Source organism: Roseibium sp. (genome assembly GCF_039982295.1).
GTDB lineage: Bacteria > Pseudomonadota > Alphaproteobacteria > Rhizobiales > Stappiaceae > Roseibium.
In genome coordinates, this window is sequence record NZ_JBDWYP010000037.1 from 46,911 (window position 1) to 61,925 (window position 15,015).

Annotated in this window: 16 protein-coding genes; 3 read left to right on the top strand and 13 right to left on the bottom strand. The window is 54.6% G+C overall.

The genetic code is table 11. From position 1 onward, the window contains the following. Positions 1-12: 12 nt before the first annotated feature. From ABJZ52_RS07050 to ABJZ52_RS07070, 5 genes are all read right to left on the bottom strand, one after another. Positions 13-1,290 (bottom strand): efflux RND transporter periplasmic adaptor subunit, encoded by a 1,278-nt coding sequence (locus tag ABJZ52_RS07050; RefSeq protein WP_348487714.1) that lies wholly within the window; start codon positions 1,288-1,290, stop codon positions 13-15. Continuing rightward, on the bottom strand, positions 1,287-2,507 hold the full coding sequence (locus ABJZ52_RS07055) for a TolC family protein (RefSeq protein WP_348487715.1): 1,221 nt from the start codon (positions 2,505-2,507) through the stop codon (positions 1,287-1,289). Before ABJZ52_RS07055 ends, ABJZ52_RS07050 begins: the two co-directional genes overlap by 4 nt. An 81-nt stretch (positions 2,508-2,588) precedes the next feature. Continuing rightward, positions 2,589-2,939 carry a hypothetical protein gene (locus ABJZ52_RS07060; RefSeq protein WP_348487716.1) on the bottom strand — a complete coding sequence of 117 codons (351 nt, stop codon included), beginning with the start codon at positions 2,937-2,939 and terminating at the stop codon, positions 2,589-2,591. Positions 2,940-3,237: 298 nt separating this feature from the next. Continuing rightward, entirely contained in the window at positions 3,238-3,537 is a 300-nt protein-coding gene (locus ABJZ52_RS07065; protein ID WP_348487717.1) for a hypothetical protein, read from the bottom strand. Positions 3,538-3,773: 236 nt separating this feature from the next. After that, positions 3,774-4,907 carry a porin gene (locus tag ABJZ52_RS07070; RefSeq protein WP_348487718.1) on the bottom strand — a complete coding sequence of 378 codons (1,134 nt, stop codon included), beginning with the start codon at positions 4,905-4,907 and terminating at the stop codon, positions 3,774-3,776. 53 nt (positions 4,908-4,960) lie between these two features. Here ABJZ52_RS07070 and ABJZ52_RS07075 point away from each other — a divergent pair, with 53 nt between their 5' ends. Both ABJZ52_RS07075 and ABJZ52_RS07080 read left to right on the top strand, forming a co-directional pair. After that, positions 4,961-5,905: a response regulator gene (locus ABJZ52_RS07075; protein WP_348487733.1), complete on the top strand. Its 945-nt coding sequence runs from the start codon at positions 4,961-4,963 to the stop codon at positions 5,903-5,905. Positions 5,906-5,945: 40 nt separating this feature from the next. Beyond that, the gene (locus ABJZ52_RS07080; protein WP_348487719.1) at positions 5,946-7,295 is read left to right on the top strand and encodes an ATP-binding protein; all 1,350 of its coding nucleotides are present in this window, start codon (positions 5,946-5,948) and stop codon (positions 7,293-7,295) included. Here the strand turns inward: ABJZ52_RS07080 and ABJZ52_RS07085 are convergent, their stop codons facing one another. The 5 genes from ABJZ52_RS07085 to ABJZ52_RS07105 form a co-directional block, all read right to left on the bottom strand. Next, positions 7,296-8,069 carry a TVP38/TMEM64 family protein gene (locus ABJZ52_RS07085; protein ID WP_348487720.1) on the bottom strand — a complete coding sequence of 258 codons (774 nt, stop codon included), beginning with the start codon at positions 8,067-8,069 and terminating at the stop codon, positions 7,296-7,298. It lies immediately after the preceding gene. Positions 8,070-8,126: 57 nt separating this feature from the next. Next, positions 8,127-9,413 carry a multicopper oxidase family protein gene (locus ABJZ52_RS07090; protein WP_348487721.1) on the bottom strand — a complete coding sequence of 429 codons (1,287 nt, stop codon included), beginning with the start codon at positions 9,411-9,413 and terminating at the stop codon, positions 8,127-8,129. 281 nt (positions 9,414-9,694) lie between these two features. Next, positions 9,695-10,408 (bottom strand): copper resistance protein B, encoded by a 714-nt coding sequence (locus ABJZ52_RS07095; protein WP_348487722.1) that lies wholly within the window; start codon positions 10,406-10,408, stop codon positions 9,695-9,697. A 2-nt stretch (positions 10,409-10,410) separates the two neighbouring features. Continuing rightward, positions 10,411-12,330: a copper resistance system multicopper oxidase gene (locus ABJZ52_RS07100; protein WP_348487723.1), complete on the bottom strand. Its 1,920-nt coding sequence runs from the start codon at positions 12,328-12,330 to the stop codon at positions 10,411-10,413. A gap of 23 nt (positions 12,331-12,353) precedes the next feature. Beyond that, entirely contained in the window at positions 12,354-12,980 is a 627-nt protein-coding gene (locus ABJZ52_RS07105; RefSeq protein ID WP_348487724.1) for a cupredoxin domain-containing protein, read from the bottom strand. 219 nt (positions 12,981-13,199) lie between these two features. Between ABJZ52_RS07105 and ABJZ52_RS07110 the strand changes: the two genes are divergently transcribed. After that, positions 13,200-13,586, top strand: a complete 387-nt coding sequence (locus tag ABJZ52_RS07110; protein ID WP_348487725.1) for a hypothetical protein — start codon at positions 13,200-13,202, stop codon at positions 13,584-13,586. Positions 13,587-13,702: 116 nt separating this feature from the next. Here ABJZ52_RS07110 and ABJZ52_RS07115 read toward each other — a convergent pair whose 3' ends face one another. The 3 genes from ABJZ52_RS07115 to cueR form a co-directional block, all read right to left on the bottom strand. Then, on the bottom strand, positions 13,703-14,026 hold the full coding sequence (locus ABJZ52_RS07115) for an SHOCT domain-containing protein (RefSeq protein WP_348487726.1): 324 nt from the start codon (positions 14,024-14,026) through the stop codon (positions 13,703-13,705). 120 nt (positions 14,027-14,146) lie between these two features. Then, positions 14,147-14,623 (bottom strand): cytochrome c, encoded by a 477-nt coding sequence (locus ABJZ52_RS07120; protein ID WP_348487727.1) that lies wholly within the window; start codon positions 14,621-14,623, stop codon positions 14,147-14,149. Beyond that, the gene (cueR, locus tag ABJZ52_RS07125) at positions 14,623-15,015 is read right to left on the bottom strand and encodes a Cu(I)-responsive transcriptional regulator (RefSeq protein WP_348487734.1); all 393 of its coding nucleotides are present in this window, start codon (positions 15,013-15,015) and stop codon (positions 14,623-14,625) included. The genes ABJZ52_RS07120 and cueR overlap by 1 nt, the downstream gene beginning before the upstream one ends.

Consider the following 15,015-nt stretch of genomic DNA (forward strand, 5'->3'; position numbering starts at 1 on the left):
AGTTCCTGCCGATCAGTGGTTGTGAACGCTGAACCCGCTTTTCGCGAGCTCCGACTGCACGAAGAAAGCACCGTCGGTCACCACCTTTGCGCCGACCGGGATTCCCTCGAACACCACCAACCCTGAGGTTTCTCGAATGACACGAATTTCCACAGGCTCGAACCTCTCAGCCGACACCTGCTGAAATACTGTCCAATCTCCATCGGGCCCCCGAAGCACGGCCTTTTTCGGTAAGGCCAACACGTTCGCGTGTCCGCCCCCGTTCAACGAAACCGTGACGAACTGTCCAGGGCGCAATTGTTGCTGAGGGTCGATCACTTCGATCCGCACGCCCAGGGTCCGGGTTTTCTCATCGACTTGTTGTTCGATCTGGAGGACTCGCCCCTCATACGCTTGAGCACCTGTCGATTCTGTTTCGACCCTGACCAGACCACCTGGTTCGACCAATCGTGCTTCCGAGGGGCTGATCCTGGCTTCGATCCATCGTGATTCCGGATCCGTAATTTTATAGATCGGCGTGCCCGGCTCGATGACCTGCCCAACCAGAAAGTCATCGACCACGATAAGACCGTCCTGGTCCGCAAGGATGTCGAATTGGCCCGGCGCTTCCAGAGAGACCTGGGCGGACAGGGCCGCGATTTGATCTTTTGTCAGGCCATATGCAATCAGACGTGCCTTGGCTTGTTGCTGGTTTACACGAGCTTCGGTCGCCCGTTTTTCTGAGACGATTTTTTCCCCGATATTTCGGACTCGGTTCCATTCAGTGGACGCGACGATGTATTCGCCTTGAGCCTGGGCCATTTCGACACTGAATAAGGTCGCAAGGACATCTCCCTTTCGGACTTGCTGACCCATGATGGCCTCGCGTTTCAGGGCCATCGCCGTGATCCGCGGAGTAACAATACGGGTCTTGTACTGGTTGAAAAGAACCTCGCCCGGAACATTCAGCCGAGAGGGCACCTGCATAGGCTGCAGCGGGCGAACAATCACACCGGCTTCTCGGAGTTGGGCTTCTGAAAGCGAAATGCCTTCCGCCTTTTTTTCTTCATGCCCTTCACTGCCATGCGGCTTTTCGCCTTCCGCATGATCTCCATCAGCTTCTTTACCTGAATGGCCCTTTTTTTCCGTATCTCGCGCGCTAGAAGACGCCTCAGAATGATCAGATTTTCCTTCGTGACCTTTAATCTCTTCAGGACCGTGCCCGTGAGAGTCGGCGCCGAAGGCAATCACGGGAGTGACAATAATTAGCCCCGCAACACAGGCTGAAATCATTAAATTCTTGCTCTTCATTTCAATTCCTCCACCCAGGTCAGAAGATTTGCGCCGGCACGCAGGCGATCGATCCATGCGCTCCATAGAGATTGTTCCAGTTCGATACCCAAGGCCTCGGTTTCCAAGAGGCGATCGAGTTGCTGCAGGTATTCCAGAGCACCGATTTCACGTGCCTCGGACAGCCGTTCTAGAAGCGCTTCCTGACGGGCGATCGTCGGCCGCGCGATTGACCGCCAATGTGTCACAGCCTCGCTGGCGGACCGTAAATTCACTTCCGCTGTGGCGAGACGTGCGTATAACCGCCTACGCGTTTCCACCACCAAGAACTCTTTGCTTGCCGCGTCTTCGGATGCGGCGAGCTTTTCAGCCGACCCACGGTTCCAGACGGGAAGGGGCACGGAAAGAGAAACACCAAAGAGATCGGAGTCCCCATCCTTTCCAACTCGCACGCCGATTGTCGGATCCGGCATCCATAACTTTTCAGCGACCTGGATACTTGCCTTGCTCGCGTTCAATGTCGCGCGGGTCATGATCATTTCGGGTGTTTTTTCGATATCAGCGGTAAGGGCGTCAAAGGCCCGTCCGACGATTTCGACTGGCTCCGGCCATACCTTTCTTTGCTCACCCGCCAGGGCAATAAGCGCAGACTGAGCATCCGCGACTGCGGCTTTCGCAGCGCCGACCTGAAGTTCGGCGCTAGAACGTCCGACTTCGGCCGTCAGCACATCTGCGCTACCAATGTCACCGGCAGCAGCAAACTTGCGAGTCAAAGTAAGGAAGCGATCGCTTAAGTTAAGGCGTTTTTCCGCCAACTGCCGGAGAGCGATCTGCTTCCTATTGGCGCCCAACGCTCGGAGCAGGGCTTCTAGCAGATCCGTTCGTACAAGATTGTATTCCGCGCGAGCGATTTCGATTTCTGCGGTTGCCTGTGCTTCAGCGGCTCCGCGCCGGCCCCAGGCATCGATCGTCTGCGACAGGCCGAACTCTCTGGATTTTTCTGCTGTCTCTTCGTAACCGGCCTCAAGTTCTGGATTGTATGGATACTGACCCGCCGCACTCGCTGACGCTTTGGCTTTGGACAGGTTTTTTTCCGCCGCTCGAATTGCCGGATGGAGATTGATCGTCTGATCGATGAAAGCGCTTAGGCGCTGAGGCTGCTGAGCAGCCAATGACAATGGCGCCAAAGACACCGCTGCTAGCGCAAGCGCTGCTGCGGCTCGATTGATATTGAGCATGTTTGAGTTTCCAAATGAGCACAAATGAACGACATCACGTGGCCACAGGGCCTCGCGCAGTTAGGTGCAATGCGTGGAAACTCAGACTTTGGGGGGACGATAAAATCCGGAGAAAACCAATCCCGTTCGGTTTTCTGAGACAGTAAGAGGAAGCTCCTCACTATCCATCCATGAAACATATTCGATTTTATGTTCAACCCAGGAAAGGTGATGGGTCAGATAATGACATACATCGTCATGCTCGTTGGCGAGATTGTTTTTTGTTGTCGGATGATCCAAATGAGCGACGGAAATCAAATCACCGGCAACGCCTTCGTCTGCAGACGCAGCGATCACTGCTGTCATCGTCAGCACGACAAAGCTGAACAGGACGCACGCCAAAAGCGCTTTCTTGGCCGGCAAATTAAAGATTTTTCGCATCATTAAAAGCATATAAGGCGCTGCCTCAAAGACGGGTCAAGGCTTTTCTCAAATCGATGACAAAGTAGACCGGTCGTTATTCAAAATGCTTTCGGCCCTATCGCATAAGGTTCCATTAGAACACGCACACCCTAATCCAAGCGGCACGCTATGGCTTTAGAACCTGAGACATCACGCGGTCAGGCATGATGCATGGGGTGCTCCGAAAGTGCTCGATAGTCTCCACAAATCACGCTTCCAGTAGAAACGGAGGCAGTAGAAACGGGGGCCGATATCGGCCCCCGCTCTCGCGATGGTCTTTGATAATCGCTCAGTCACCTGCACGTTGGTCCAGCGACTGGCTGTCGTGTTCGTGGGTTTGCCCATCGGAACTCGCCATCTCGGTAGCGACCGAAGAGTCTTCCCGGTACTCGCCCGCCTTCTTCATCGATTGGCTGTCGTGGATGTGATCATTGCCGTGGGAATGAGCTGCCTCCGTATTGATCGTGGAATCTTCCCGATACTCGGCAGCTTGTGCACCGTTTGCACCAGCAACGCCAAGCAGGGCTGCAAACGCCAGAGCATAGAACGGAGCGCGGGTTTTAAGAATCGTATCAGTCATGTTGTTCATATCAAAGTTTCCTTGTTGTGGTTGGTTGATGCCCTCAACAAACCACCTAGGTGTTTCACAACTTTGCCGGAAACGAGGTTTCTTGTGACGGAAGTTTTCTGATCTGCGATTTGACAAACTTCGTCACATAATTTGCGAAAAAAGCGGATCAAAGAAAAACGGCCGCCCCAACGGCGGCCGTTTTCCAATGTCAGGTCACTTGAACAGCAGGAGAGCTCACTCCTGCCAGCGCCCCCTTAAAACTTGACCTGCATACCCACCAGCATGGTCACGACCTGATCAAGCTGGGTCTGACTCGAAGGCAGGTCAACATCCCAAAAAGCAACGTTACCGTATATGTTGGTACCGGCCCCCTTGATCTGTTGGTTGAAACCGAGCCCGACTGCGATCGCCTCGCTACCTACAACCGTACGATCCTGGCTACCAGAGACGTTGACACCGATTCCGGTGGGGCCTAGGGCATTCAAATTGGCCGTATAGCCAACAGTAGCCGCCCAACGGGCATCATCCTCCGCACCTTCCACTGCAAGGCTCTGTCCATAAACACCGGTCAAAGAAATCCCGCTGTCATGCTTCACAGAGCCGCCGACCTGCCAGGCACCTTCGCTTGTGCTCGAATTAGTCAAACTTTCATAAAATGCTCGCCCACGAACTTTGAACGCACCGATCTTATTGTCATAGTGAACACCCGCGCCCCAATCTCCGGCGTCATACAAACCAGCTTCAAGCTTGAAGCCGTTGATATTCGGGCTGACATAATTGATCTGATCTTGACGGCCACGGTCATAAGTTCCGAAGAAATTGCCGATCTTTCTGCTGCTAAGCGCCGCACCCGCATTATCTTCGCGGAACAGGACGGCATTGACACTTCGTCGTCCGGTCTCCACCCCGTCAAACGCTCCGGCCACATAACCAAGGTCCAACCCATCGGACATTCCGTCGGATACGGCAGATGCCTGACCCATGGTTAATTTGCCGAACTGTTTGTGGTTGATGTAAATGAAGGCAAGGCGCTCAGTGAAGCCACTGGCGCTATCGCTTTCAGTTGACTGGCTGATCGTGGCAGGGTCGTTGGATTGCAACTCCGCTTCCAAACGGGCCCCTACAGAAACCGACTCATTGATCTTACCTGACGCCTTTAGGCCGAAACGGGTTGAACCCGCATCGCCATCCATGTTGCGATAGCCCATCTCCTCTCCGTCGTCATAAACCATGAAGGTACGGTTCACTTGGCCATAAACGGTGAGGTCAGTCACGTTGCCATTCTTGACCGAGCCCGCTTCTGCCGGAGCAGAAAGTACGAACATCGCAGCCCCCGCAAGGGAAAGTGACGTGCAAGATTTCAGAGCAATTTTGGTGACGTTCTTCAATTTAATAGCCTCCTCATTCGAGATGTTGAATAGAGGTGAAGTACGCCTTGGAAATGCCACTGAAGTTTTTCGAATCTGTGGTTTTTTGTGACAAAATATTTCAAAAACCCGAATTGAAACTTTTTGTCACATTTTTTCCTTCGACCATCAGATGGCAAGGGCACAATATTTCCATAAACAGATCTAATTCCTTTGACCCTCCTGCTACTGGAGCCTTGATAATTCAATCCAGGCATCCAATGGAGTCACAAATTTCCCTGATGGCAGCAGGAACGAATATGGAAATGACACCGAAAATTCTCGTCGTTGAAGACAACCGAGAAATGAGAGAACTCGTCAGCAAGGCTTTGAGAAAAGAAGGCTACCGTGTATCTGTCGCAGGTGATGGCAAAGAAATGAACAAAGCGCTTGATAATGAGCGCGTAGATTTAATCATTCTCGATGTCATGTTGCCTGGTGATGATGGATTGACTCTTTGCCGCGATCTTCGCTCGAAAGCCACAACACCTGTAATCATCATCAGCGCTAAAGGCGAAGAACTCGACCGCGTTTTAGGTCTCAAGATGGGTGCGGATGACTATCTGCCAAAGCCGTTCAGCACACTTGAGCTCATCGCTCGCGTGCAAGCCGTCCTTAGAAGGATAGAGCGAGAACCAACCTCTCCTCCTAACGAGCCAAGTAAAATCTATAAGTTCAACGGTTGGCGTCTGGATGTAGAACGTCGCGAACTGATTGCGGTTGATAACGTCATCGTACCACTGAGCACCGGTGAATTCAGCCTGCTCCAAGTGTTGGTCCAACGCCCAAACCGGGTACTCTCCCGTGAGCAACTGTTAGACTTGGCGCGTGGACGCGATTCCGTTGCTTTCGACCGCAGCATCGACACACAAGTCAGTCGGCTCAGACGCAAGATCGAACACGATCCCAAAAATCCGACAATTATCAAGACAGTCTGGGGAGGAGGATACGTTCTCTCAGCCGAAGTGACGCGAGAGTAAAACCATGCGTATCCGGTCCCTGACAACACAGACCATCATCATGGTCACCCTCGGCCTCACAACAGCCTACCTTATCGGGCTGTTCCATTACTCGAGAGACCGGCTCGACGCACTCATTCATCTAAGCTTGCGCACAACGGCGCAAACCTTTGCGCATGTCACACATACGGTCGCTGCATCAAATACCGCTTGGCGGTTTGATATTGTGAATACCCTGGATGAACCTCATCTTCGCGCATCGTTGAGTGGCGACCCGGTTTTTTCAGATGAACCTTATCGCTCTCCTTACGATCAAGTTTTTCGGGAGCACATAAAACGCGAATCCCATTCAAACGAAATGGCAAACGTACGAATCAGCATGGTCGAACGACCACCGATGTCAACCTCTCTCCACAGGGACACGGTCAGCGAATGGTTCCTCCATGTGCTTCGAACTGTTTACCGCTTACCTGTTCACCTGAACGTAAGAATGTCCGTACCTTTGAACAGTGGAGGCTGGCTCAACATCGCATATGTGATCCCCGAGTTTCCGGCAGAACTCTGGAGTCCATCATTAACCACCGTCGGGGTCATGACCATTTCGATCATCCTAATTTCAATTTGGGTTGTACGACGCATGCTCTCTCCCTTGGATGTATTTGCCCGCGCTGCCCGGAGATTTGCATCTGACATTCATGCACCGCCGATGCCGATCAGAGGCGCTGCGGAAGTTCGAGAAGTCGCTGCGGTCTTCAACGATATGCAGGATCAGGTCAGAAGCATGATCCGAAGCCGGACGGAAATGATGGGTGCTCTGTCCCACGATCTGCGGACCCCGTTGTCTTTAATCAAACTCCGGACCGAGGCTTTGCCCTCATCCGACGAAAGGACGAAACTCCTTTCGTCAATCTCGGAAATGGAATTCATCGTTTCGGCAACCTTGGGCCTGGCTCGGCAGGCGTTTGATTTGGAAGATAGGCAGGACATCGACCTGGGAGCCTTGATACAGGCCATTTGCGACGATGCTTCAGACATAGGGAATGACGTGACCGTCATGCCGCTTTCAGGGAAAATCATCATCCATGGCCAGCCCGTGGCCTTGCGCCGGGCATTCAGCAACCTGATCGACAACGGCCTTCGCTATGGACATCGCGTTCGGGCTTTTCTTGAACGTACCGAAGACAGGATATCTGTCCGCATAAAGGACGACGGCCCAGGAATTCCCGATGAAGAGATCGAGCGCGTGTTCGAACCGTTTTATCGATGCGATAGATCCCGTTCGGAAGACACCGAAGGTACGGGCCTCGGCCTCAGCTTGGCGAAAACGGTCATCGAGAATCACGGCGGGACTGTCGAACTGAACAATGAAGCCACCTCCGGATTGACCGTGACCGTCACCCTTCCCCGCTAATCATTCGTTGCCCTCTGTTCGGACGGATTTTTTCCGAACACGATCCCAAATCAATTTTCCCGCGATCGGAAGGGCTGTAAGAGCACCGAGAGCGACGACCGCTTCTACAACCCGCGCACTATCGAGGGATGCCATTTCTCCACCGAAATGGGCGAGCAGGAAACTTGCCGGAATGATGCCGGCCATTGTTGCGACCGCGAACCGCCACCATTTGAGGGGCGAGAGGCCCGCCGCATAACTAACCAGATCAAACGATATGAAGGGTAACAAACGGCTTAGAAAGACGACAGCCATTAACGCATTCTGGGAGCCGAAAACGCCCAATGAAAGGCCGCGGCCCAACCATCGACGCAAGACGTCGTAGCCAACTAGGCGGGCAATGCCAAACGCAATCAAAGCCCCTATCTCCGCGCCAATCGCTACATACACTGTTCCCCAGAAATGGCCATAGGCCGCTCCGGCGGCCAACGCTATGGGTGCGCTTGGGATTGGATTCAACACAATCGCCAAGGACATCAAAATGACGACGCCAAGAGGACCGAAGAGACCGAGGTTTTCGACATGCTTCCGAAGCGTCTCACTGTTCATCATTTCGTCGAGCGCGCCACTCCACGAGAGCGCACCATAAGCCGCGACAAGGCCGACAAGAATAAGAACGGTAAGAAGAATTTTGGTGCGCTTGCGGTCACTGGGACCATCGCCCGCCATCCCGTTTTTCGGAGCGGGATGATCCTCAACCGGAGGTGCCGAATGTGAATTGTCGTCAGATGACATGATAAGCCGACTTTTAAACGCATCTCTTTAGAGGAGTGAAGGATTTGCCGCTGAGCTTCACCCATCAACAACTTCAAGCCAGGTGATCATGCCCGCCGCCTGATGCTCAAGCATATGGCAATGGAACACCCACTTTCCCGGATTGTTCGCCACGAAAGCAATGCGGACGCGTTCCCCAGCGTCGACCAGTTCCGTATCCCGCCAGGGGGTGCCGGTTACGGCCTTGCCGTTGCGGGCGATGACGCGGAAATGATGGCCGTGGAGGTGCATGGCATGCGGCCAGCGAGTATCGTTGATCATATCGACAACAATCGTTCGCCCTTTGGCGACCGATGCCAAAGGCTTTTCAGGGAGCCCAGCAATGCCGTTGAATGCCCACGCCTGGTTCTTTCCCACAAGGTCGCGGATGCCGTAATAGGCGCCTTTGTAGGTTGCACCTTCCATCCGCCCCATGGCGCCGCCCTCCATCCGCAACGGCACGACAACCGCGTCCTCAAATTCAAAATCCCCCGGCACCGGATTGGGCAGCAAGGCGACAGCGTCCAGGGCCGGTCGAGGGGCCGCAACCGCGACGCCTTGCGTAACGATACGAGCAGCCTCGATTGGCTCCGCGCCCGACACTTCCTGGATGACGTAGGTGCCCGGCCCCGGGCCCGGTAGATCGAGGATCACATCGGCCCGCTGCCCCGGAGCCAAAATCAATCTATTCCCAGGCTCAGCTGGACTGACGATTGGCTGGCCGTCGATTGCGACGACGCGGGCAGGCAGGCTGCCCAGATTGAACGCAAGGATGCGCGCGTTGGCAACGTTCAGCATCCGCAGCCGTACCCTTGCCCCTGGCCTGGCGGAGTACTCCATGCCCGTCAGGCCGTTCACCGTCAGCCAATTCCCCAACCGGCCGGCATGTGCCCAGTCGTGGAGTTGCCCAAAGCTTTGCGCGTCTATCTGATTATTCTTGGTCATTCGCCAGTCGTCGGCGCAGAAAACAAGGTCATGATCGACCTTGGGGGGATCGGCTTCGTCGACGATCAAAACGCCGTATAGACCTCTGGCCAACTGCTCCCAAGATCGGAAATGAGGGTGGTACCAATAGGTGCCGGCGTCCGGCACAACGAAGGAGTAATCGAATTCGCCGCCCGGTGGGACAGGGTCCTGTGTCATCCCGGCAACGCCGTCCATCGAATTTTCAATACGGATGCCGTGCCAGTGAACCGACGTCGGCTGATCCAGGCCGTTTTCCAAGCGAACGTTTACGCGCTCGCCCTGGCGGACGCGGAGCAACGGTCCAGGAACCGTATCACCATAGCTCCAGACCGCCGTAGGTTCACCGTTCTCAGTCAGCATGCTTCGACCCGGGCTGGGACGTAGAACCAACGAGGGCGACGGCATCGCCGCCAAGCTTTGCCGAAAAGCGCCAACCGCAACTGCACCAGCAATCCCACCCAGGACGTGTCGACGGGAAACATGAAAGGATTTGATGTCCAATTTCGCCTTCCTTACCGAACTGAGAATCTTTCCCAATTCTATAACATCCCCCTAGACTCTGGCTGATGATAAAAAGCGGCCCCTGATGCTCTCTCTCTCGAGGACACCAGGGGCCAGGTTGGGGAGAAAACGATAAGGGGTTAGAATATCATCTTCGCCCCAACCAAGAAAAATACGGCACCTGCATCTTCGCCTTCGCTACGCTTGATATTCGCCGTTCCGCCGAACGACCGTTCGTAATGAATCCCGATATAGGGTGACAACAAACGGTCTACGACGTCATAGCTAAGACGCAACCCAACTTCCAAACTGGGACCAAACGCCGCTTTGCCATATTTTGTATCGTCCGTGAACGGTAGATTCAATTCGATGGTTGGTGTCGCAATAAGGCGGTTCGTAAGTAGAACTTCGTAATCCACGTCAAGCCTCGCTGACGGATACTCGCCAACGAATAGATCGGCATCCACTTCAAAGAACTGCGGAGCCAATCCGTGTAGTCCGATGACTCCATCGAAACGGTTGCCGGTGGATGGGCTTGAGAAGCGAATACCGCCCACCGCATCGAAGAAAGTCGAGATCGGGACCTGCGCCCGGAGCTGGTTCTCCAACCGTTCAAAATTATCATTCTTGGTCGCGAATTCACCCTCGGAGCGCCACACGAGTTTCAATTCATCACTGCCGACCAAGGCATCGAAGTTCCAGGCGAACACGTCCGTATCCTTGCCATACCGGAATTCAGTTTGTTCCGCCTGAACGCCCCAAATCAGAGGCTCCGCTTGAACGGGTGTGGCTGGTAAGACCGAGATCACAAAGGCTGGTGCGACAAGCCCCGCGAGAATTTTCTGCAGCGTCATGATCAATGCCCTTCGTGCCGGACGGCCGATGCGTCGGCCTGTTCTTTGGGACCACCCTCGACCACGACTTTGCGGAACATGCCCGCGTCGGCGTGATAGGAGAGATGGCAATGGAACGCCCATTGGCCGGGCGCATCGACCTCAGTCTCCATATAGACCGTAGTTCCCGGAGACACGCTGACAACGTGCTTGATCGGGTTCCATTTGCCGTTGCCATTGTCCAAAATCGACCACATGCCGTGCAGGTGCATGGGGTGGGTCATCATGGTTTCATTGACGAACTTGAATCGAACCCGCTCCCCGTACTTCAGGCGGATGGGCTCGGCGTCCTTGAACTTCACGCCGTTAATGGACCAGATGTAGCGCTCCATGTTGCCGGTCAGACGCAGTTCGATCTCGCGCGTCGGCGGACGCTGTTTATAGAGCGGTTTCTGCGCTTTCAAATCATTGTAGGAAAGAAATTTTCCGCCGTTCGCCGCGCTCGGCATCAAACCGCTGTTGGATGCGTAGAAAGAATCGGCTTCCTTGGCCATGCCACCTTTTGCCATGCCGCCGTGCATGGAATTATCCATGCCGCTCTGTGCCATGGCACCCTGGGCTGAATGGTCCATGCCCTTCATCATGGCGTCGTCGGACATTTGATGCCTGCCACCCTGCGCCATACCTTGGTGCTCAGCACCTTGCATTTGTGATCCGTCGGGCATCGCGTGGCCAGCGCCTTTCATTTCGCTTCCGTCCGGCATTTTATGGGTTGTGCTGCTATGAGCATCATGGGCCGCACCACTCATCGAGCTGCCGTCAGGCATTTTGTGCGTTGCGCTTCCCATGGCCATCGCTCCGTGATCCATGCCGTGCGACATCCCCATGTCCGCCATGGTAAGAAGTGGGGACTTCCGCAGGTCCGGCACTTCGGCAGTCAATCCCTCACGAGGCGCAAGGGTGCCACGCGCATAGGCGGTGCGCCCCATGGACTCTGCGAAGATGGTATAGGCTTTGTCTTCCGCTGGCCGAACGATGACATCATAAGTTTCGGCCACGGCGATGCGGAATTCGTCGACAGACACAGGTTGTACGTTATTTCCGTCGGCCTGCACCACGGTCATCTTCAAGCCGGGGATGCGAATATCAAAATATGTCATCGCCGATGAATTAATGAAGCGAAGGCGGACGCGTTCGCCTGGCTTAAACAGGCCCGTCCAATTCTGGTCGGGACCCTTGCCATTGATCAGCGGCGTAAACCCCTGAAGGTCTTCGATGTCCGTGGCCATCATCCGCATGTCGCCCCAGGCCATGCGATCCGACAGCGCCGCACCCAAACCCATCTTTTCACTGTCCTTGAAGAAGTCGAACACCGTTTGCTGTTTACGGTTGTAGTAATCCGCCATCATCTTCAGGTTTCGCATGATGCGATTTCCCGAATGCGGATGGGCATCGGCGAGTTGAACCACGTATTCGCGGTCGTAGCGATAAGGCTCGCGTTCTTTTGGTTCGATGACGATGGCGCCATAGGCGCCATCCGGTTCCTGAAATCCAGAATGACTGTGGAACCAATAGGTGCCGGATTGCTTGATCGGGAAATTATAGGTGAAAGTCTCGCCTGACTTGATCCCTGGATAGCTGATGTTAGGCACGCCGTCCTGCTGGAACGGCAGTATTAATCCATGCCAGTGGATCGACGAATCCTCGGACAGATTGTTGGTCACGTTAATGGTAACGTTTTCACCTTCCTTGAACCGCAACACCGGCCCCGGCGAGGCGCCGTTGAACCCCACCCCGGATCGCGTAAAGTCGCCTGTGTCGATGGTTACCGGATCGATAGTAATGTTGTACTCGCCGGCTTGGGCGGAGCCGCTCCCCAGAGCGGCTACCAGCCCTAAGCCCATCACGGCACCGACAACATGTTGGCGTGTAATAGTTATCATCGGATTCTCCTGTCCTTCGATCTTTACTTGAATTTGATGGGGCCCATCATTCCGGACTCGTAATGCCCTGGAATGTTGCAAGCAAATTCCAGATCCACCGGCTTGGAGAACTTCCAAATCACCTCACCGGATTTTCCCGGCTCCAGCAGGATGCTATTCGGGTCATCATGCTTCATCCCGCGCCCATCGCCATGGTCCATCATCATTTTATCGCGGTTGATCCGATCAGCTTCGATCATGCCGTGCTCCCACATTTTCATCATTTCCTTCTGGTGGGCTTTGTGCATAACCGCAGTGCCGAGGCCGAATTCGTGTAAGAACTCGCCTTTGTTGGTGATCTTGAAGCGGATTGTCTCTCCCGCCTTAACGGTGATTTGTTCCGGTTTGTAGTAATTATCGTGCATCGCCACGTCGATGGTCCGCGTCACGTCGGCAGCCTTGCCCGGCGCGCCGATCTCCATACCGTGATGCCCCGCGGGGCCGTGACTATCGCCCCCTTGAGCGCCCATCATGTGTCCTTGGTTTTGCGGCTCGCCCTTCGCCGGACCGTGCCCCGCGCCGGCCCAGGCCGAAGCGCTCAAGGTCAAGAAAGTAGCGAAGGCAAGGGAAGTGATCACGAGACGGGGCGCATTGGTCGTTAAGGTCAACATTTTCGATATCCTTGTCCCAAAGTTTGGGTTTCCTTGATTGTTGGTCAGCAAGGCCCAAGCCTTACTGGAAAATTTATATCCATGCGTTTGGAAGGCGAACGGGGCAGAACTCCGTGCCGCACGATCACGCATATTTCAGCGTTTCGATTCATTTTCGGACGGCCTGTCGCCATCTACCCTGCTACGCGGTCCTGATGGCCTGACGTGTCGGCAGCCCGAATGACCGCATGGAAGTCAGCCGCGAGGGCGCGGAGGTCTAAATTGTTCTTGAGGATTATTGGAAACAACCGCTTCATCGTGCGGCAGAACGAGCCTCTCCGCCTCGAACACGTGAGCGGACAAGTCCGAGAGGTCTTGCGCGGCAACGGATGGGAAACAGGCAACGTGGCAGCAACCATCCATTCCGCCAGAACTCTTGTTCCCGGCTCCGGCTTTTTCTTCAGAGGGCTTATCGCAATCAGCTTTGTGCTGCGGAGAAGAGTTCAGGTGGGTTCCGTCACTCGCACCCGCACCAAAATGCGCAACATGAACGTGCCCTCCTCCCTGAAAACCGGCAGCGTGACCGGCGCTCATCCCCGCGAAAAGAACGGAAACAGCCAGCAATAAACTGCATATTCGGAGAAAACCGCATCTCATGTTCACTGCCTGGATCATTCCTCTGAACACACAAATACTATATCAGTTTGAGGGTTGTTGAAATTTCGATTTCGGATGATTTGCCCTCATCCCTTTCCTGAAATGTTCTTTTTGCGCTCGTTATATTCAGCAGCGTCGATTTCGCCCCGGGCATAGCGTTCGTTCAGGACATCAAGGGCGGAAGATGAACGGTCACCGCCGGTCAGCCCCTTGACGACAAACAGGATGACGACGATCACCGCGATCATAAAAATCGCCATCATGCCCCAGCCCATGAACATGCCGCCCCAGCCACCGGACCACATGGGATGACCGTAATAGTAGCCCCCCCGATCGGTTGCATCAGCAAGGGCAGGCAGGCCCCAGAATATTCCGGGAATCGATCCGAAAATCGCCAATTTTTCTTTCATGGCCATGTCCTTTGTTTGCTTCCTTCAAGGTGCAGACAAAACATTGTTAGCTCAATCCAATCTTGCACAAGTTCGGAGTTTGAAGCCTCCCCTAAGGTTAGGGTCAACACCTTCATTTAACTAATTACCCGGCTTTTTGGTTCGCATGTTTATGTCGTCGTGGCGCCGTTGAGTTTTTCCCGGCCAAGTGCTTTTGATAAAAGACAGAACGGCAACGATGTCCTCGTCGCTTAGGATGCCGGCATAGGCGGGCATGTCGCTTTCGTAACTGCCGCCAACGACCGCTGCAGGGCCGCGTTTCGTCAAATCGAACAATTGAGCGTCCGGGTGGTGCCAAGTATGCCCCGACTTGTCATGAGGAGGTGCGGGTAGGCGTCCGTTGGGCAGGCGTTCGCGCCAGTTGGCTTGCCCCCCCAACCCCGGGCCGTGGCAGGATGCGCATTGGGCCATGTAAATCTTCTGACCATGAGCCACTACCTCCGGGTCATTCGGACGCAATCGGATATCCGCCTCCGCACTTGGCATCCAGAACCAAACGCCGGCTCCAAGTACCGCAACACATACCGCGCCGGTAACGACGACCTTTAGTCTTCTCATCAGTGCGTCGTACTGGCCAAGCCGTTGATGATGGGACAGTCCGGCCGATGGTCGCCCCGGCACTTATCGTGCAGGTCCTTGATTGTTTCCCGAAGGGCTTTCAATTCCTCGATCTTCGTTTCGACTTCTTCAAGGTGCTGGCCCGCGATCGCCTTGACATCGGCGCTCGCTCGGCTCCTGTCCTCGTAGAGCGAGAGCAGTTCGCGGCAAGCTTCAACCGTGAACCCCAAGCCGCGCGCCCGATGAATGAAGTTCAGTTTGTGGACATCCGTCTCACTATAGGCGCGATAGCCGTTTTCCTGACGTTTCGGCACAACCAGGCCGATTTCCTCATAGTAGTGCAAGGTCTTGACCGACATGCCGCTTGCCTCGGCGGCTTGACCCACGTTCAT